The sequence below is a fragment of the Dankookia sp. GCM10030260 genome (genome assembly GCF_042666655.1).
In the GTDB taxonomy this organism is placed as follows: domain Bacteria; phylum Pseudomonadota; class Alphaproteobacteria; order Acetobacterales; family Acetobacteraceae; genus Paracraurococcus.
In genome coordinates, this window is the sequence record NZ_JBHTDE010000034.1 from 1 (window position 1) to 17,677 (window position 17,677).

A 17,677-nucleotide genomic window follows, 5' to 3' on the forward strand; every position below is an offset into this window, starting at 1 on the left:
TTCAAGCCATTTTTCGCCATGTTCGTGGCACTACATATTTGCCAAACTCCGGGGAATCAGGCAGCAGGCCGCGCAAAATCAACCACTTGCCAACGGACTCCCAACGGGGACTGTTCAAGTTGGGCCAAGCGTTGGCCAGCAGATTACAGCCTGCCGGAAATGCCAGCCGTAATCTCAAAATCCTTTGCCATAACGGACCGTGTTCCGGGGCTTTTCTGCTGGTCTCACGACCCCGTACTGAGTGCGCACGAAGTCTTCGAACCGGGACTGAACAAGCCGGTTCAGGTACATTCGGCCAAAACCAGAGTACCCCTGCGGGTGCTCCGCCAAAACCTCTTTAGTAATTAGCTCTAGGTCGACCTGCTTGGTACCACAGAATATAGAGTATTCGGCCATCGCTGCCACCGAACAGTCGTGCTCAAATTCGGCCCTCACGTCAAGAAGTGGAAGCTGCGCCTTCTTCCGCACGGCATTCCTCTCGGTGATTTTTTCGAAAATGGCGGCTCTGTCCATATTGGGTTCCCGGTGAGAATGAACGTCGAGATCAAATCGCTCAGTAGCCGTTTTGCAGACCGCTGCAGGTCTGTGGCTGGAGCGCGTCGTAAGCCCAGGTGGTGGTGTCGCGTCCAAGGACTGGTGGACGCCTAAGCTGCCCGGCTACGCTGCGAGCTCGTCGAGGCCGAGCACGTCGTCCGCCGCGTCGTCCTCAGCACTGTCATGATCCCGCATGCGCAAGGGCTGCAAGACCGCGTCCAGAGCGTCGCCGACCATCGCCGGCAGAAGTACCACCCCGGCCTCCTTGACGTGCGCCGTCAGGGCGCTGATCACGGTCTCGGGCGGTTGCACATTCCTAGCCAGGACGCATTGACCGAAGGCCCAAGTGTTAGCCGGCAGTCGACGAAACTGAGCGAGAGCCCCCTGCTCGGCGTGGAAAAGGAACACGGACCGGTTCATCAGCAGCGACACTGCATAGTCACCCGCGCCGTACTCGCCAGGGCGCACGCACAGCCGCATGCGCCTGCCGTGCTCCCACAGTTCGGAGATCCGCCGGACTCGGGTCCAGCCCGGCGGGACCGGGAAGTCGATGTCGGGCGCCTCGGCCCGGCCGAAGTCCGCCATGACACGGCGGGCTACCGCCTTACTGCCGGCTCTGTCAGGAATGGCCGCGAGCGTACGAGTCAAGCCTAGGACATCCAACATTATGACGATAGTCTCAAGTCGCTCCCGCTCGTACTGGCTGGCGACTGCGTGCCGGGCCCGCACCATGGTCGGCGAAGAATGCATCACCGCGTGCGCTTCCCGCACGAGGGAGCGTGCAATCCCCTCACGCCGCAGTAGCATGTCGCCAACGTCGGTGCGCAGCACGGCATCGAGCATCAGGTAGTCTGCGTGCGGCCAGGCCGGCAATGCCGCACGGTCCAATAACCGGTAGAGCCGAGCGTCGCTATTGGGGAGGGCGTCACGCAGGAGGTCACGCGGGTGCGCGCCGGATAGCATAACGACAAGCGTCTCCGCAGTGGCGGATTCAGCAGCTTGGTGCAGCGCGATGGCAATCGCGTGTATCGCGCGCGGCGGTGCCTGCATAATGCGTCCGGCAAGCAGCGGTGCCGCACGCACCAGCGCGCCGACAGTGCCAGCGAGCGGCCCGAAGAGCGTCAGCAGAGGCGCCGTCTCGGCGGAGAGCCTCTCGAATGGATGTGCCATGCCTCTGAACTGTCCTTGAATCCTGGTTCGCCCATCAAACCAACTGGGTCGTGCTGTGACCCGTGTGGCCCACATAACGTCTCCCGCTTGTTGGGAGATGGTACTGATTGTATGCGCCAAAAGCTGGCGTACATCCCTCAGCAACAGTGGTTTTGAAACAGAGATGCCTGCTGTCGACCGCGCTCGGGCAGGCGGGATGCTTTCTGCTGCGCGGTCCACGGCAGAACACGCACAACGCCAAACATGGAAGCGGCCGCCATCATGCGGTTGATCAGCAAGCCCATTTTGAGGCTTGTTCGGGCAAATGGTCCGCACGATGGGCTGTGAGTCGCGACCTTCGCCAGCGCGTTGCGTCTGGCCGGAGTTCTGGTCACTCTGACCTATAAGGGATGCTGACCGAAACCAAGCACCGCAGCCCTCGCTGCTAGAACGGCTCCTCGTCTGGGTCCGGCGAGTTCTGCAGCCAATCCTTGTAGGACAGAATCACCATCTGGTACTCGTCCGATGCGAGGCTCTTGCCATTTGCATCCTCGAAGATGGACGAGTACTCCGCGATGCGCGGGTCGTCAGGGCCGTCGAAGTACACCGCGAAGATGCCGGGATCCCCCTCCAACAAGCCGCGCGGCGCCGCAGTCTCGTAGCGCAGCCCTTTGGAGGCGAACCATTCGAAGTGCCTCTTCCGCACGGGATCCGACCGCTTGCCGGGATCGAATGGCTTCCCGAACCGGATGAACAGCATGTCCCGCTTCTCCCGGGCCATGATCTGGTCAATGGACATCATGATCTGTGGCATCGATGCCCTCCTGTAGCGGGCATGATGCGGCGCGAGCACGTCAGATTCGGACGCTCGGGGCCGGACGGCAATGCATAATGACTATGCTTCCTCGCCTTGTGGGGCACTTTGGGAGAGGGGCGACGTGTCCTCAGCGGCGCGCAACATTTTCCGATACATCGTTCGCAGCTTTTCCGGCGCCAGGATCTCGACGCCTGGCCCCCAGGTGAACAGGTGCCAGCACATCTCCTGCAGGCCGCCGGCGGTGAAGCGGACCTCGAGCGAGCCGTCGTCCAAAAGATCCTTCCGTTGGGTGGGGTGGAAGTGATGCTCCAGCGCGTCGATGGCCAGCGCCGGGGCGAAGCGCCACTTCACCTCTTGTGGGTCCTCCTGGAACACGCCGAACGCGCGAGCCGCATAGGCTCTCAGGTCGAAGCTCGGGCGGCGGGCGAACTGAGCCCCGGTTGCCGTAACATCGGAGATGTTGGACAGGGCGTAGAGCTTCGGCACGCGGGACGCCGTGCCGGCGGCGAAGGCTACCAGGTAGTGCTGCTGGCCGAACAGGATCCCGTGCGGCTCCAGTTCGACCATGGTGCTGCGGCCAGTGATCCGGCGACGATAGCGTAGCCGCACCATCCGGCAGCCGAGCAGGGCAGAGCGCAGGGTCTCCAGCAGTCCATCGGTGATGCCGGGGCGCGGCCCCGGCCGCATGGCGTGGCCCTCCGCCTCCAACAACGCTTCGAGGTCCGGCTCCACGCGCGCCAGACTGGCCGAGGGCATCAGCGCCGCGATCTTCGCACGCAGGCTGTCCAGCGCCACAGCACGTTCGGCCAAGCCCTCCGCCCGCAGCCGCTCGGCCGACAGGGTCAGCTCTTCCAGCTCCCGCGCTTCGAAGGCAACGGTCTGGTTCAGCACGCCCCGTGGCATGCGCCAGCGCTTTACCTTCTCTCCGGTCGGCACCTCCTCGACCTGCGGGAAGGCACGCAGCACGGCGTCACGCATGCGTTCCGCGGTGCGTCGGCTGACGCCGAACTCATGCTGCATGTCCTCGAGTCCGAGGCCGCTGCGGGAGCCCTGCAGCAAGAGGGCAAGCCGGACGATATCCTCGGACCGCTCGTACACCTCACCCGCTCCACGATGCCGTAAGATTTGGTGCCACGCCGGAACTGACCTACCCATGGCGCCAGCGCTCGAGGGTCAACCGGTGCCGTGGGGCGGCTTGGGTACGAACTGTCCGTTAACGATTTCGTACTCGCGTCCCTTCCCAATCGCTCCAGACGGCGTAGGGCTCTTGATCGTCATAGGGTGGCTCGCCACGAATCCACTTTCCCATCTCCTCCCGCGTCAGGCCGGATGGCACCCGATAATACTTCTGCGGCTTGGTTTCGAGCAGGCCGGTTTTCTCGACGAAATCGGGGGAGAGCAGCATGCGCTCCCCCGTTTCGTCGTCGGTCGAGTAGACCGGCGGCTGGAAGGGCGCGTTGAGCCAAGCGTCGAACCGGTCGGAGCCCCGCGGCAGCGCAGGCGCTGGATTCAGCCCAAAGTGCTGCTTCAGTGCCCGTCGCCCCCGGACCCGATAGACGCTGTAGGGGATCGTCTCCACCCAGTTGGCGAGCACCTCGGGCGGCGCGGGCGGGAACCCCTCGGCATCCTCGGCCAGGAGCCAGTCCAGCACTTGGCGGTTCGTCTTCGTGTCCCTTTCAGCGCTCACCTGCCTCTTTGTGGCGGCAGCATCGTCCCGGAGCGCGCCAGAAGCTGGCGTGCCGGACAGATGACGCCCTGGGCGGGGCGGGTTCGGCGATGCCTCGCCTCGCTGCGGCGGCCCCAAGTCCCGCGCCAGCTTGGCCAGGATGGCTGTCCCATCCGTGCAGCCGGTGCGTGCCGCTCATGTCTCCTCAATGTCACTCCGCGGGACCAGTCGGCCGTCCACCTGCACGTATTCGCGGAGTTCCTCGTCCTTCCACACGGCACAGGATTCGCGGTCCTGGTAGGGCGGACGCCCGAGGAGCCAGGTCATCATATGACCAAGCGGCAGGTCATCCGGCAGTCGGTAGAACTTCCGGGGCCCAGGCACATGGCCAGTATCTTGCCGCGTCGGCTCGCCCTCGCCGCTCGCTCTCTCAACCGGGCGGACCCAGGCATCGAACGGCTCTGCCCGCCAGCGATCCCATCTGAAGGTTATCGGGGCAGGCCAGTGCCAAGGCTCATACTCGAGCCTTATGCCGAAACGGAGCCGGAAAGCCCGTCGTGCCGATGGCCGCCAGCGGTTGCTCGGGATCAGCCTCACCCAGTCGGCCAGCGCGTCGAGCGGCACGGGCGGGTCGTCGCCTGCGGCCGGCTCGGCCAGCAGCCAGTCCAGCGCCTCACCGTTGGTCATGCGGCGTGCAGGAACGTGTTCTGTCAACGACCGGGTTCCACATGGGCCGGGCCGCTGCGCAGAGGCAGCACCGCCACGGCACCCTCAAGGAAGCGCGGATTGTCGCCCTCGCGCCACAGGCGCGCGGCGCTCCATCCAGGTTCGTCCTGTTGCCAGCCGTCACCGGCGTAGAGGACGACCCGGCTAGCCGGCGCGAGCGTTCCGTTGACCCACTTCAGGAACGGCTCGAACAGGTGCCCCTGCCACAGCGCCTCACGACTCGGGTAGAAGGCCCTCGCCTCGGGCGCGCAGGCAGCGCAGACATAGGCGCCGCGGCGCCCCCTCACTGCGACGTACTCGCTGTAGACGAAGTCCCACAACACCTCCCGCCACTCCACGCAAACGTCGATGTCGTAGCGGGACAAGGTGGCGCCGATCACGGGCGTCAGCCCAGCGAAGGACATCCGGAGCCGAAGGTCGTCGCGCCGCAGGATACGAGGCTGGGCGGCTAGGCGCGGGCGCGCCTCCTCCAGCCAGGCGACGAAGCAACGCTGGATGCGCGGCCGAACCGCCATGTTCAGGCTGCCCGGACCGTCGTGCGCGGCTCCGGCGCCATGGCCCGGAAGCCAATTGGCGCGCGAGCCTCGCCCTTCGCCGCCGCTTCCTCCTCGAGCCATTGTACCAGGTGCTCAGGGTCCTGCATGCCAAGCAGCGCCGCCTTTTGCCGCACCACCGAGAAGTCGCCAGGCGTCAGCCCTTCCGGAAGCTGGCGAGGCGGCTCTGCCCCAAAGAGCCGCCGGAAGGCCAGCACTGCGCGGGCCGGGTCCAGCGCCTCGAAGCGCAGCTTCAGTGTGAAGCGCCGCGGCACCGCGCGGTCCATCCTTTCCGGCAGGTTGGTGGTGCAGACCAGCGGCAGCGGGTGGCGCTCCATCCAGGTCAGCATCTCGTCTACCTGGCTCACCTCGAAGGCGCGCTGCGCCGCGCCGCGGTCGAAGAGCAGCGCCTCCGCCTCGTCGATCAGCAGCAAGGCGTTGCGACTACGGGCCTCGGCAAAGGCGGCGGCGATCGCCTGCTCGCTGCCTCCGACCCACATGGATAGCAGGTCGGAGGCGCGCTTCTGCAGCACCGGCAGGCCGAGCCGAACCGCAAGGTACCGAGCGAAGGCGCTCTTGCCCGTGCCGGGCGGGCCGCTGAGGCAGAGGGACCAGCCCCGTGGCGCCTCCGGCCGGGCCAAGGTTGCGCAGAGCGCGCACAGGTCCTCCGTGCAGACGGTCAGCGCCGGGTCGAAGCGGGCCTTGCCCTCGTCGCGCTCAGCATCGTCGGGTACGGTCCGTCCAATCACGGCCATGACGCCGGTCAGGGCAGTTTCCACCGTTGCCTCCCCGCCGCCGGCGAGACGCGCGGCGCGGGCGGCGGAGGCGGCGGCGGCGGCGGGGGCCGCCCAGCGTCGGGCCAGTCTGGCCGGCGCCTCGGCGTCGAGCACGACGGTCTCGCGCTCCAGCACGCGCGTCCAGATGCGCTGCCGGGCCGCCGTGTCGGGCACCGTGACCTCGATCACCATCGCCATCCGCCGCAAGGTGGCCGGATCCATCCAACCCACGGCATTGCAGGTCCAGATGATGGGGACAGCCGCGACCTCCAGCGTGCGGTTCATGAAAGCTTTTGAAATCTCGTCGCGATTCTGGCCGTAGCTTCGGCGGCCTTCCAGCACGTCCTCCGCCTCGTCCAGCAGAACGGCGGCGTTCCCGAAGCTGCGAAGCATGGCCTGCGAGGCGCGCACCGCCGCTAGCCGGTCGTGGCGAGAGGGCTCGTTGCCGTAGTCGTCGGCCTCGCCGGCCGCGAACAGTCGCAGGCCGGCCCGATCTGCTAACGCTGCGGCGAACTCCGTCTTACCGGTGCCCGGCGGACCGAAAAGCAGGACGTGAACGCCGGTTTCCCGCGCCGCCACCGCCGCTTTGAGCACACGCGCGGCCACCTCCGCGGCCTCGCCGAGATGCGCGAAGTCCTGCCACTCCAGTGCGCTCTGGCACTCTCGTCCGATGATGGCGGCGGCAAGTTCGCCGCCGTCGCCGTAATCGCGCCCAAGGCGCCTTCGAATCGGCTCCGGGATCCACAAGCCACAGCTGTTGCCGATGAGGATGTGCGGGCTGTCCTCCACCATCAGCAGCCCGCAATCGCGTAGCGGCGCCGCTGGCATGAGCCGTGCCTCCACCTCGCTCGGTGGTACGCCCAGCATCGCCGCCACGGTGCGCGGGATATCATCCAGTTTCTGGAAGGCAAGGTTGACGAAGGTCTTGAGGTCGAACTGCCCGTAACACCGATTGACGAATTGCAGGATGGCGATGTCGAGCGTCGTCAGGCCAAAGGCGGCAACGGCGTGGGCTATGTTGCGCTCGAAAGGCCCGCCGCTCGCCTGGGGAACCGTGAACCTCTCGAGGCGGCCGGCGACGGTGGCGTGCAACTCGGCATAGCGATCGGTTCCAGGTGCCGGGACCAAATCCTCATCGTCTCCCGAGGCGGGTTTGTCCTCCGGCGGCCTCGCAACACCCGCGACCCTGTAGTGCCAGCGGAGAACGCAGCCGAAGAGGTTGGCCGGTTCGCTGAGCAGGGCGTTCTTGAGGTACCAACCGAACTGGGCGCGATCGACGGAGTCTAGAAGCATCGGCTGGAATCCCCGACTGTGGTGGCCGCCCGACATGCCGGCAGCCTGTGATGGGCAGAGCTTCGCAGTAATATGCGACAATTCCTGACGTGCAACGGACCGATGATCGGTCCGTGGCCGCAAGCGGGATGTCCCGCCGTCCGGACCACACGTCCGGAGGCCCAATGCACCCGTCATGTCACGCGACCCTGTGCCGCTTCCTGCTGGTCGGCACCACCGTGCTGGTTCTCGCCGTCCAGCCCGCCGCGGCGCAGGCACCGTCACAGTCGGTTGCACGCCCGGACGATCAGGTTGTCGTCTGGACCGGCCAGCTCCGCGCCGAGGCGGATGCGTTGCGCGCGGAGGGTGCCGACGAGGTCGTCCGCACGCTGCAGCAGATGATGGACGCCGAGGCGCGCCTGCTGGAGCGGCTGCGTGATGCACCCTTGGTGGACGCCCTGCTGCCGGAGATGGCGCAGACATGGGCCGAGGGCGCGGACCGCCTCGGCACGCTGGCCGCCCGCATGCCGGAGGTGCTCGCGGCGCAGCGGCGGCGACTGGCGAGCTTGCGCGGCGTGCTGGGCCAGGCGCAGGCGCTTGGCCGTACGGTCGGGCGCGATGTGGAGACGATGCGGGCCCAGCTGGAGCAACTCCGGGCCCGCGGGCGCGCGGCTGCCCCGGGGTCAGCCGAGGCAATGAAGGCCGAGGTGGAAGCCGTCGCCCAGGGCGCCGCGCTCACCGCGCGTGAGGCGCAGGCACGCCTGGTCGTGGGCTTTGCCGCCCAGGCCGGTCAGGCGCTGGGGCGCCTGGAGGACGCCGGCCAGGGAATGGAACTGCTCGCGGCCGCCATGGCCGCCCATGCGCGGGTGCTGCAGGCCTCCTCCGACCTAGCCCGGACCCGGCTGGTCGCGCGCGACGCATTGCAGATGCTGGCGACCATGGCGGAGCGGCTGGAGGGCTTCGACGGCGTGCTGCAGGGCCTCGCGCAGCATTGGGAGGCGCTGGACGGCCTGCTGCGCCGCCTTGGTGACCTCCCGGCCGGGCCTAGCCGGGCCGGCAGCTGAGGAGGGGCGCATGCCTGCACTGAATATTGTGGTCATCGCTTCGGGTGCAGCCGCGACCCTTGCTCTCGTAAGGTCCCGCCTCGGCGTGCCGCGGCCGTGTGCTGGGATAGGCACCGCACTGGCGGCCCAGCAGACAGGGAGGCCGGCATGAGGGACGGCGGTCTCTTTCTCATCCTATTCCTCGGCGGGGTCTTCATTGGCTGCCTGTTGCGGCGGATCGGCCTCGGGATTCTCATCCTTACCGCGCTGTTCGGCGGGGTGATCTACGCCGTGCTGCTCACCACGCCCCTGATCCGCGGCAGGCTGGTGACGCCAAGCCTCCCAACCTCAGCGTCCGTCATGCCGTCGGTGCCGAAGGAGCGCCCGGGCTGGGCCGAGGTGGGCCGTGCCATGTCGGCCTACGGAGCGCGCCACCGCGAGGTGCATGCGTTGCTGCGGGCTCGCGGCGGGGAGGCAGAGCGCACCGTCCCGCCGTCACGGCCGTGACTTTTATCAATCTTTAGTTGATTAAATACTACGAAAGTTTATGCCTGCGCGCAGGGGGGGGACCTGCGGATGCGGCACTACCACGGACGGCTCCTGCTCTCGGCGGGGGACCTGAATGCTTTCCTCGGCTGCCGCCACGCCAGCGCGCTCGCCCGACGCGTGCTGGACGGCGAGACCATCAAGAAGGGCGCCGCGGACGCCACGCTGGAACTGGTGCAAGGCCGCGGCCTGGCCCATGAGGCGGCCTACCGTAAAGCGCTGGAGGCGGAGGGCCGCTTGGTCCTGGAGATCGCCGGAGCGCAGAGCCTGGAGGACCGGATCGCGGCAACCACGGCAGCGATGCGGCAGGGCGCGGACGTCATCTTCCAGGGCGCCCTGGCGCGCGGTCGCTGGCACGGCTTCGCCGACTTCCTGGTCCGGGTGGAGCAGCCCTCCAGCCTCGGCCCCTGGTGCTACGAGGTGGTGGACACCAAGCTTGCCTCCCGCGCCAAGGCCTCCCACGCCATTCAGCTGGCGCTCTATGCCGACCTGGTGGAGGCGGTGCAGGGCGTGCCGCCCCCGGCGCTGCGGGTGAAGCTGGGCAACGGGCGGGAGGAGGTGATCCGGCCCGGCGACGTGGTGCACTACGCCCGCCTGGCCGGGCGGCGGCTGGAAGACTTCATGGCCGCCGCGGTGCGCGAGACCGAGGCCGAGCCCTGCGGCCACTGCGCGATCTGCGACTGGTCCGAGCGCTGCGAGGCGGAGTGGGAGCAGGCCGACCACCTCAGCCGGGTGGCCAATATCCGTGGCGGGCAGGTGCGCCGGCTGCGAGCGGCCGGCGTGGACACCATGGCGGAACTGGCCGCGCTGCCGGAGGGGCAGCGCATCCCGGATATCGCGCCTGCGACGCTGGCCACGCTGCGCGCCCAGGCCCTGCTGCAGCACCAGGCCCGGGTCTCCGGCGGGAAGGTGTACGAGATCCTCTCGCCGGAGCCGGGCCGCGGCTTCGGGCGGTTGCCGCCACCCGATGCGGGCGACGTGTATTTCGATATGGAGGGCGACCCGCTCTTCCCCGAGGGCGGGCTGGAATACCTGTTCGGCATGGAGGCGGGCGGGCATTTCCGCGGCTTCTGGGCGCACGACCGCGCGCAGGAGAAGCGCGCCTTCGAGGCCTTCATGGACGTGCTGGCGGCCCAGCTGGCGGCTCGCCCCGGCGCGCATGTCTACCACTACAACCACTACGAGACGACGGCGCTGAAGCGCCTGGCCATGCGGCACGGGACGCGCGAGGCGGCGCTGGACGACATGCTCCGGCGCCGGCGGTTCGTGGACCTCTACGTGGTGGTGCGGGAGCAACTGCGGATCGGCGAGCCGCGCTACTCGCTGAAGAATGTCGAGCACTTCTTCCGGGATGCGCGCGCCGGCGAGGTCGAGACGGCCGCCGACAGCATCGTCGCCTATGAGCGCTTCTGCGAAACCGGCGACACCAACATCCTCTCGGAGATCGAGGCCTACAACAAGATCGACTGCCGCTCGACGGCCGAGCTGCATGGCTGGCTGCTGGGCCTGCGGCCGGTCGGCGCTCCCTGGTTCGATCCTGCCGTCGAGGCGCCGGATGCGGCGAAGGAGGAGAAGCAGCGTGCGGCCGAGGCCGAACGGGAGGCGCTCCGGTCACTGCTGCTAAGCGGCGCAACGGCCGAGGAGACGCCCTATCGCGCCCTGGTTGCCGAGCTCTGCAATTTCCATCGGCGCGAGCAGAAGCCGCAATGGTGGGCGATGTTCGACCGCATGGAACGCGACGAGGAGGAACTGATCGCCGATGCCGAGTGCCTCGGCGGCCTGGTTGCCGAGGGGCCCTGCGGCGCCGAGAAGAAATCCTTCCTGCGCGCCTACTGCTATCCGCCGCAGGACACCAAGCTGCGCTTGGGCGAGAAGCCAACCATCGCCGCGACGATGGAGCGCGCCGGGGAGATCGTGACCCTGGACGAGGCGGCCTGCCGCCTGGTGCTCAAGCGCGGCAAGGCGGCGGGCGAGTTGCCGGAGGCGCTCTGCCTCGGCCCCGCGCCGCCGATCGAGGATGCCGTGCTGCGCGCGGCGATGCGGCGCTTCGCCGGCTCCGTCGCGGCGCGCGACGGGCGTTTCGCCGCGCTGGAGGGCATTCTGCGCCGGGAGCCACCGCGGATCGCGGGGCAGATAGCGGGGGCGCCCATCCTCGCCGCGGGCGAGACGGCGCTGGCGGGCGCGATCCGCACCGTCAGCGCCCTCGACCGCAGCTACCTGTTCATCCAGGGGCCGCCGGGCACGGGCAAGACCTGGACGACCAGCCGGATCGCCGTGGCGCTGATGCAGGCTGGCCGGCGGGTCGGCGTCGCCTCGCTGTCGCACAAGGCGATCAACAACCTGCTCGAAGGTATCGAGGCGGCGGCGCGCGAGCAGGGCTTCGCCTTCACCGGCATCAAGAAGGCGACTGCGGGCAAGCCCGAGCAGGCCTTCGAGGGAGACTGCATCACCACCGTCACCGACAACGACGATGTGCCGGACGACTGCGACCTGGTGGCCGGCACCGCTTGGCTCTTCGCGCGGGAAGAGCAGGAGTTGGGGCTCGACACCCTGTTCGTGGACGAGGCGGGGCAGGTTTCGCTCGGCAACCTCGTCGCCATGGGCCTCGCGACGCGGAACATCGTGCTAGTGGGCGACCAGCAGCAGCTTGGCCAGCCTATCCAGGGCGCGCACCCCGAGGGCACCGGCGTCAGCGCGCTGGAGCACCTGCTGCAGGGCGCGGCGACCGTGCCGCCGGACCGGGGCATCCTGCTCGACGTTTCCTTCCGCATGCATCCGGCGCTGTGTGACTGGGTATCGGAGGCGATCTACGAGGGTCGGCTGCGCGCCCACCCGGATGCCGGACGGCAGCGGTTGGTGCTGGCGGATGGCGCCCCGACGCCGCTTGGGCCGCATGGTCTGCGCTTCCACGTGGTGACACATGCCGGCCGTTCGCAATCCTGCCCGGAGGAGGTGGCGGAGGCGGCCCAGCTGTGGCGCGCGCTGGTCGGGCAGCGCTGGGTGGATCGTCATGGCAAGGAGCGGGCGATGACGGCGGAGGACGTGCTGGTCGTCGCCCCCTACAACGTGCAGGTCAACCTGCTGCGCCGGAGCCTGCCGGAGGGCGCTCGCGTGGGCACGGTGGACCGGTTCCAGGGTCAGGAGGCACCGGTGGTGCTCGTCTCCATGACCACGTCGTCGGGCGACGACCTGCCGCGCGACATCGCCTTCCTGTTCAGCCGCAACCGGCTGAACGTAGCGGTCAGCCGGGCAAAGTGCCTGGCCGTGCTTCTGGCGAGCCCGCAGCTGCTGGAGGTGGAGTGCGGCAAGGTGGATGAGCTGGCGCTGGTGAACACTCTGTGCAGCGCCTTCGCCTGGCAGGACACCGCTAGAGCGGTTTCCGATTGGTCTGGGTTATAGCCGGTGCAGCGGAGTAGTTGGCGCACTCGGCCGACATAGAAGTGTCGACGATGCGGCCGATGGTGTTCCAGAGACCCTCGACGGTGCGCGCGGCGGCTTTGCGCAGCATGGATGCAGCATCCACCGCTTCGGCTCGCGAGAACCAGCCTCGGTCGTGTCCCCGGACGTGGTGTAGGAGCGGTGCTCCTGGGCTGGCTGGGCCGCCTTGTCAGGATGCCAGGGCGGGCAGGCTGACGGGTGCAGTATCGCCGATGGTGCCGATGGTCTCCAGGGTCATGTAGCGGGCCCGCTGGGTGGCCCACTCGTCGGACTGCTCGAGCAGGATCGCACCGATCAGCCTGACGGCGGCGGCTTCGTTTGGGAATATGCCGACGACGTCGGTGCGGCGCTTGATTTCGCCGTTGAGCCGCTCGATCGGGTTGGTGCTGTGTAACTTGGCCCGATGCGCGGCGGGGAAGTGCATGTAGGCGAGGACGTCTTCCTCGGCGGCGTCCATCAGGGCGGCCAGCTTCGGCACCTTGGGGCGGAGTTGGTCGGCCACCGTGCGCCATTGGGTGTGGGCGGCTGCAGCGTCCTCCTGGGCATAGGCGGTGCCGATCCAGGCCGAGACGATGCGGCGCTGGGTCTTCCCGGCATGGGCCGACGCGGTGCGGCCGAAATGGACGCGGCAGCGTTGCCAGGTGGCCCGCAACACCTTGGTCACTGCGGCCTTGAGCCCCTCATGCGCGTCGGAGATGACCAGCTTCACGCCGCGCAGGCCGCGGCGGGACAGGGATCGGAGGAACTCCAGCCAGAACGTCTCCGCCTCGGAGGCGCCGACCGCCATGCCGAGGACCTCGCGGCGGCCATCGCCATTGACGCCGACTGCGATGGTGACAGCGACAGGGATGATGCGCCCGGCCTCGCGGACCTTCACGTAAGTGGCGTCGAGCCACAGGTAGGGCCAGTCGCCCTCGATCGGGCGGGAGAGGAAGTCGCCGACCCGCCCGTCGATTTCGGCGCAGAGGCGACTGACCTGGCTCTTGGAGACGCCCTCCAGGCCCATGGCCCGGACCAGGTCATCGACCGAGCGGGTTGAGATGCCCTGGACATAGGCCTCCTGGATCACCGCCGTCAGCGCCTTCTCGGCGGTCCTGCGGGGCTCCAGGAAGGCTGGGAAGTAGGTGCCCTTGCGCAGTTTCGGGATGCGCAGTTCGACCGTCCCAGCCCGGGTCTGCCAGTCGCGCTCACGGTAGCCGTTGCGCTGGTTCACCCGCTCGGCGCTGCGCTCGCCATGGGCAGCGCCGCACAAGCCATCGCTCTCCAACTCCATCAGGCGTTGGGCGACAAAGCCGATCATCTCACGGAGGAAGGTGGCATCGGAGCCCTTCTCCAAGAGCTCCCGAAGGGCAATCCTGTCGTCGGTCATCGTGGCTGTCCAAGGTTCGGGGTGTAGGTCTCGACAACCAAACCCTACCGAGGAACACCGCGATGACCGCCACCATTACGGTGGCGACCTCCTACACCACGTCCGGGGACACGATCCCAGCCTCTTCCAATAGTCCCTATCATTATCAAACCAAGTTGGCTTCGGCACCGCCTCTGAACTTGCCCCGGGTGCACGTACAGACGCTTAGCTGGCGCCTGTGGCAATGACAGCGCGACTGTGCCACAGATTGCTTATGGACAGGTTTGATCCATTATCAGTGGAGAACGTGGGCGTGACTCTGGCGGTGGAGCTCCTGGAGCAGCCGCTCAGCAAGATGCCGCCGGACACGCCGTTCGTCGGTGCCGGCGTCTATGCCCTCTATTACTACGGCAATCACGCTGCTTATTCTGCGCTCTGCCAACTAGACGGCGGGAAATTCAAATATCCAATCTACATCGGCAAGGCGGCGGGCGAGAGCGCGAAACAGGGCTTCAGTCCAAATGGTAGTGGCGAGCGCAAGCTCCATGGGCGCATCGTTGAGCACGCGCGCTCGATCGACGCCGTGGAGAACCTGAACCTGGACGAGTTCCGCTGCCGGTATTTGGTCCTGAACGACGCCTACATTGCGTTGGCTGAATCGGTGATGATTCGGCTGTTCCGCCCGCCGTGGAATGGCATGAGCTTTGGCAGCAAGGTGGTCGGCAGTTTCCGCGAAGGTGGTACACCCAGCTTGTGGGACGCCTTGCATCCGGGTCGGCGTGGAAGACCAGCGGGCTCAGAACGCGCTGAGGAAGCCGCCAAGCTGATCGCCAAACGGTCGGCCGAACTGAGCCAGGACCTAGCTGACCCGACGCTTCGCCGCATGTACGAGCGCGTCATGAAGTTTATCTGAGGCAGTCTCAGCGCCGTGACACCCGCCAATCATTATTCTGGCTGCGGCCTTGCGGATGCGGCCATGCCATGCAGTCGGAACCGCCGCCGCGCATCGGACAGTTCCGCTGAAATAGCCTGAAACGTTCTAGCCGAGACCAGAGAACCGCTGTAGCCTCTCCGCTCTAAAAATTCGCTCGCTCGAAGTGGACCAAGGACCGATGTCCGACTACTATGATCGCCTTAGCAAGACGCGTGCTGATAGTCCTGAACTAGCCGACTGCATCAGGAACACAGTAGCCCAACTCAACAAAGTTACAACCACATCTGAAAGCCCCGGGATTTTGCTCGGGAAGATTCAATCTGGAAAGACGAGGGCTTTTGTCGGCATCATCGCCGCCGCCTTCGATGACGGCTTCAGCTCCGCGATAGTCTTGACCAAGGGTACGAAGTCCCTATCGTCTCAAACGGTCGCACGACTGAAGAAGGATTTCAAAGATTTCATTGGCGATGATGAATTTGCCGTTTTTGACATCATGCGGCTCCCGCCGAAACTTACTAAGAACGAGCTCTCCCGCAAAATCATTTTCGTCGCTAAAAAGCAGATACACAACCTCGAGCGCCTGGCTGAGCTTTATGAGAACAATCCTCGCCTAAAGGGCGGGAAGGTGCTGCTAGTAGACGATGAAGCCGACTTAGCGGGAGTGCGCTTCGTTAAGGAGAAGGGCACCCAGACCACCGTGCAGGGCAAGATAGCCCAGGCCATCGATGACCTTCGTGGCAACCTGAAACGCCTCGCGGTTCTCCAGGTCACCGCCACCCCATACTCGCTTTATCTGCAACCGGAGGCATATGCCCCATCGAACCAGGGCAATTTCACCTTCAAGCCGAAGCGCCCTGCCTTCACGATGCTCCTGCCTATCCATCCCGCCTACGTCGGCGGCGACGACTACTTCGGCAGCTTCGAGCAGGATGACCCGCGAAGCCGTCTATTCGTGCAGGTGTCCGATAACGAGCTGGATGCCTTGAGGCGCGAAGACAAGCGCCGCATCAGCGAGGACCGGGTGCTGGAGACCGACAACACGAAGGGCCTGCGCCGCGCCATCATTTCCTTCGTGGCGGCCGTCTCCGTGCGACGCTGGCAGCAGAAGGCGGCGGGCCAGAAGCAGACCAAGTACTCCATGGTCATCCACAACGATACCCAGCGTGCCGCCCATGACTGGCAGAAGAAAGTCATCAACTGGATCTTCGGGGCCGTCCTGGAGCAGGCCGCCAGCGCGCCGCGGAGCCTGCGTACGCTGTTCAAGGACGCCTACGATGATCTCGCGGCTTCAGTGAAGGGCAACGGCGGCGTCATGCCGAGCGAGCCCGACGCTTTCAAGGCGTTCATCGCCTCCCTCAACAACGAGGATTTCACGCTGGAGAACGTGAATTCCGACAACGACGTGGCCGCGCTCCTGGATGAGAACTCTGAGCTGATGCTTCGCACGCCGGGCAACATCTTTGTCGGCGGCAACATTCTGGACCGCGGGATCACCATCCCTAGCCTGATTTCCTTCTACTATGGCCGGAACCCCCGGGTGATGCAGGCTGACACGGTACTCCAGCACTCCCGGATGTACGGCAGCAGGCCGCGCGAGGACCTCGCCGTCACCCGGTTCTTTACGTCGAACGGCGTCTACGACCGGCTCTTCAAAATCAACACCTTCGAAAACGCCCTGCGGGAGGCATTTGAGAACGGTACCCACGACCGGGGCGTGGTGTTCATCCAAAATGATGCGCGCCGTGCGGTGCGCCCCTGTGCGCCGAACAAGATCCTGCTCAGCGACGTCGTCGCGGCAGGCCCTGGTCACCTGTTCCTGCCGACGAGTTTCGATACGGTTCGGGGCGCCGAGGCAGTAAAGATCCAGAAGACGCTGGATGCCCTCGTGAACAAGCTTTGCCCACTGGATGGGGAGTTCCGCACAATCAAGAAGGCGGATACGCACGCAATCATCGATCTGATTGCCGAGACCCTGGAGTTCGATGACGTGGATTTTGAGTGGGGCGCCATGAAGGCGATGATCGACTACTACAGCAAGTCGGGCACCTCAGCCGGTGCCGTTGACCTCATCAGGTACAGCGGGCGCCGCCTCAGCCGGGCAGCCTCCGGCGATAGAACCGGCATCTCCATTCTCGGCACCCCCACCGTCCGAACCAAGGTGCTGACGGAGAAGCGGACCAACCCGGCGCTGGTGCTGCTGCAACAGGTGGGTGGGCATGACCTGGGGTGGGCGAGCACCCGCGAGTTCTGGTGGCCAATCCTGGCGCCGCCGCCCGGATCGAAGCCCGTCGTCTTCGCGAGCAAGGTCGCGGCCTAAACGATGGCGTCCGGCGGTAATGACGCTTGCCCGGACCTGGCGCGCGGATCCGGCGGGCAGCTGGGGGCGGCCGAGGCGCCGAAAGCCAAATCGCGGCGCCGGAGTCTGGCCCGGACATGAAGGCGGTCTTCGATACCCGCTCGGACACCAGCTACGACGACGATATCACCCGCCGATACCACTTCCCGAAGCGATACCTGGCAGATGCCCGGAAAGCTGTAGGCGACTGGATTCTGTATCGCGAGCCACGACGCGGCGGCGGGCGGCAAGGGTATGTCGCCGCCGCGCGCCTCACTAATGTCACCCCGGCGGCCGACGCTGAGCACTTCTACGGTCATGTGGACGAGTTCCTGCCGTTCGACGACGTCGTGCCGCTTCGTGGCGAGGCAGGCTTCTACGAGGGGCTCCTGGCGCGGGTGCCGAACCCGTCGCTGATCGGTCGGGAACTCCAGGCCCAACTTGAACACCGCCTACTGCGAACTGCCTGATATGGCTTGTGAATTTGGGAAAATCAGGGGCGCGTGGCACTACGCCTGGGTCGCCCCCGGCGTTTGGGCAAAGTGTCGGGCGTTTGCGCT

General features: G+C 66.5%; 16 protein-coding genes. 6 read left to right on the plus strand and 10 right to left on the minus strand.

What is annotated here, in order from left to right; all coding sequences use genetic code 11:
* Positions 1–174: 174 nt before the first annotated feature.
* The 9 genes from ACFQS7_RS29420 to ACFQS7_RS29460 form a co-directional block, all read right to left on the minus strand.
* A complete protein-coding gene (locus tag ACFQS7_RS29420; protein ID WP_380070706.1) occupies positions 175–513 on the minus strand; it encodes a hypothetical protein in 339 nt (112 codons plus the stop codon).
* A 144-nt stretch (positions 514–657) separates the two neighbouring features.
* Positions 658–1,704, minus strand: coding sequence for a hypothetical protein (locus tag ACFQS7_RS29425; RefSeq protein ID WP_380070707.1), 1,047 nt, complete (start codon positions 1,702–1,704; stop codon positions 658–660).
* Positions 1,705–1,841: 137 nt separating this feature from the next.
* Positions 1,842–1,988 carry a hypothetical protein gene (locus ACFQS7_RS29430; protein WP_380070708.1) on the minus strand — a complete coding sequence of 49 codons (147 nt, stop codon included), beginning with the start codon at positions 1,986–1,988 and terminating at the stop codon, positions 1,842–1,844.
* Positions 1,989–2,128: 140 nt separating this feature from the next.
* Positions 2,129–2,497 (minus strand): hypothetical protein, encoded by a 369-nt coding sequence (locus ACFQS7_RS29435; RefSeq protein ID WP_380070709.1) that lies wholly within the window; start codon positions 2,495–2,497, stop codon positions 2,129–2,131.
* A gap of 81 nt (positions 2,498–2,578) precedes the next feature.
* Positions 2,579–3,598, minus strand: coding sequence for a helix-turn-helix transcriptional regulator (locus tag ACFQS7_RS29440; protein ID WP_380070710.1), 1,020 nt, complete (start codon positions 3,596–3,598; stop codon positions 2,579–2,581).
* 115 nt (positions 3,599–3,713) lie between these two features.
* Entirely contained in the window at positions 3,714–4,151 is a 438-nt protein-coding gene (locus tag ACFQS7_RS29445; protein WP_380070711.1) for a hypothetical protein, read from the minus strand.
* Positions 4,152–4,361: 210 nt separating this feature from the next.
* Entirely contained in the window at positions 4,362–4,853 is a 492-nt protein-coding gene (locus ACFQS7_RS29450; RefSeq protein ID WP_380070712.1) for a hypothetical protein, read from the minus strand.
* A gap of 23 nt (positions 4,854–4,876) precedes the next feature.
* Positions 4,877–5,407, minus strand: coding sequence for a hypothetical protein (locus tag ACFQS7_RS29455; RefSeq protein ID WP_380070713.1), 531 nt, complete (start codon positions 5,405–5,407; stop codon positions 4,877–4,879).
* 2 nt (positions 5,408–5,409) lie between these two features.
* A complete protein-coding gene (locus ACFQS7_RS29460) occupies positions 5,410–7,494 on the minus strand; it encodes an AAA family ATPase (RefSeq protein WP_380070714.1) in 2,085 nt (694 codons plus the stop codon).
* Positions 7,495–7,658: 164 nt separating this feature from the next.
* On the opposite strand from ACFQS7_RS29460, the gene ACFQS7_RS29465 reads away from it, so the two are divergent.
* From ACFQS7_RS29465 to ACFQS7_RS29475, 3 genes are all read left to right on the plus strand, one after another.
* Entirely contained in the window at positions 7,659–8,537 is an 879-nt protein-coding gene (locus ACFQS7_RS29465) for a hypothetical protein (protein WP_380070716.1), read from the plus strand.
* Between the two features lie 147 nt (positions 8,538–8,684).
* The gene (locus ACFQS7_RS29470) at positions 8,685–9,023 is read left to right on the plus strand and encodes a hypothetical protein (protein WP_380070717.1); all 339 of its coding nucleotides are present in this window, start codon (positions 8,685–8,687) and stop codon (positions 9,021–9,023) included.
* Positions 9,024–9,092: 69 nt separating this feature from the next.
* Entirely contained in the window at positions 9,093–12,461 is a 3,369-nt protein-coding gene (locus tag ACFQS7_RS29475) for a TM0106 family RecB-like putative nuclease (protein ID WP_380070718.1), read from the plus strand.
* 208 nt (positions 12,462–12,669) lie between these two features.
* On the opposite strand, the gene ACFQS7_RS29480 is transcribed toward ACFQS7_RS29475, so the two are convergent.
* Positions 12,670–13,869: an IS256 family transposase gene (locus tag ACFQS7_RS29480; protein WP_380070719.1), complete on the minus strand. Its 1,200-nt coding sequence runs from the start codon at positions 13,867–13,869 to the stop codon at positions 12,670–12,672.
* Positions 13,870–14,122: 253 nt separating this feature from the next.
* Between ACFQS7_RS29480 and ACFQS7_RS29485 the strand changes: the two genes are divergently transcribed.
* The 3 genes from ACFQS7_RS29485 (at position 14,123) to ACFQS7_RS29495 (ending at position 17,587) form a co-directional block, all read left to right on the plus strand.
* A complete protein-coding gene (locus ACFQS7_RS29485; RefSeq protein WP_380070720.1) occupies positions 14,123–14,761 on the plus strand; it encodes an Eco29kI family restriction endonuclease in 639 nt (212 codons plus the stop codon).
* Positions 14,762–14,960: 199 nt separating this feature from the next.
* Positions 14,961–17,099 (plus strand): Z1 domain-containing protein, encoded by a 2,139-nt coding sequence (locus tag ACFQS7_RS29490; RefSeq protein ID WP_380070721.1) that lies wholly within the window; start codon positions 14,961–14,963, stop codon positions 17,097–17,099.
* Positions 17,100–17,215: 116 nt separating this feature from the next.
* Entirely contained in the window at positions 17,216–17,587 is a 372-nt protein-coding gene (locus ACFQS7_RS29495; protein ID WP_380070722.1) for a hypothetical protein, read from the plus strand.
* The last annotated feature ends 90 nt before the right edge of the window (positions 17,588–17,677 follow it).

Coding starts and splice junctions, on each gene's coding strand:
- ACFQS7_RS29420 (WP_380070706.1), bottom strand. CDS start 513: ATGGACAGAGCCGCCATTTTCGAAAAAATCACCGAGAGGAATGCCGTG.
- ACFQS7_RS29425 (WP_380070707.1), bottom strand. CDS start 1,704: ATGGCACATCCATTCGAGAGGCTCTCCGCCGAGACGGCGCCTCTGCTG.
- ACFQS7_RS29430 (WP_380070708.1), bottom strand. CDS start 1,988: ATGGGCTTGCTGATCAACCGCATGATGGCGGCCGCTTCCATGTTTGGC.
- ACFQS7_RS29435 (WP_380070709.1), bottom strand. CDS start 2,497: ATGCCACAGATCATGATGTCCATTGACCAGATCATGGCCCGGGAGAAG.
- ACFQS7_RS29450 (WP_380070712.1), bottom strand. CDS start 4,853: ATGACCAACGGTGAGGCGCTGGACTGGCTGCTGGCCGAGCCGGCCGCA.
- ACFQS7_RS29455 (WP_380070713.1), bottom strand. CDS start 5,407: ATGGCGGTTCGGCCGCGCATCCAGCGTTGCTTCGTCGCCTGGCTGGAG.
- ACFQS7_RS29460 (WP_380070714.1), bottom strand. CDS start 7,494: ATGCTTCTAGACTCCGTCGATCGCGCCCAGTTCGGTTGGTACCTCAAG.
- ACFQS7_RS29465 (WP_380070716.1), top strand. CDS start 7,659: ATGCACCCGTCATGTCACGCGACCCTGTGCCGCTTCCTGCTGGTCGGC.
- ACFQS7_RS29470 (WP_380070717.1), top strand. CDS start 8,685: ATGAGGGACGGCGGTCTCTTTCTCATCCTATTCCTCGGCGGGGTCTTC.
- ACFQS7_RS29475 (WP_380070718.1), top strand. CDS start 9,093: ATGCGGCACTACCACGGACGGCTCCTGCTCTCGGCGGGGGACCTGAAT.
- ACFQS7_RS29480 (WP_380070719.1), bottom strand. CDS start 13,869: ATGACCGACGACAGGATTGCCCTTCGGGAGCTCTTGGAGAAGGGCTCC.
- ACFQS7_RS29485 (WP_380070720.1), top strand. CDS start 14,123: ATGGACAGGTTTGATCCATTATCAGTGGAGAACGTGGGCGTGACTCTG.
- ACFQS7_RS29490 (WP_380070721.1), top strand. CDS start 14,961: ATGTCCGACTACTATGATCGCCTTAGCAAGACGCGTGCTGATAGTCCT.
- ACFQS7_RS29495 (WP_380070722.1), top strand. CDS start 17,216: ATGAAGGCGGTCTTCGATACCCGCTCGGACACCAGCTACGACGACGAT.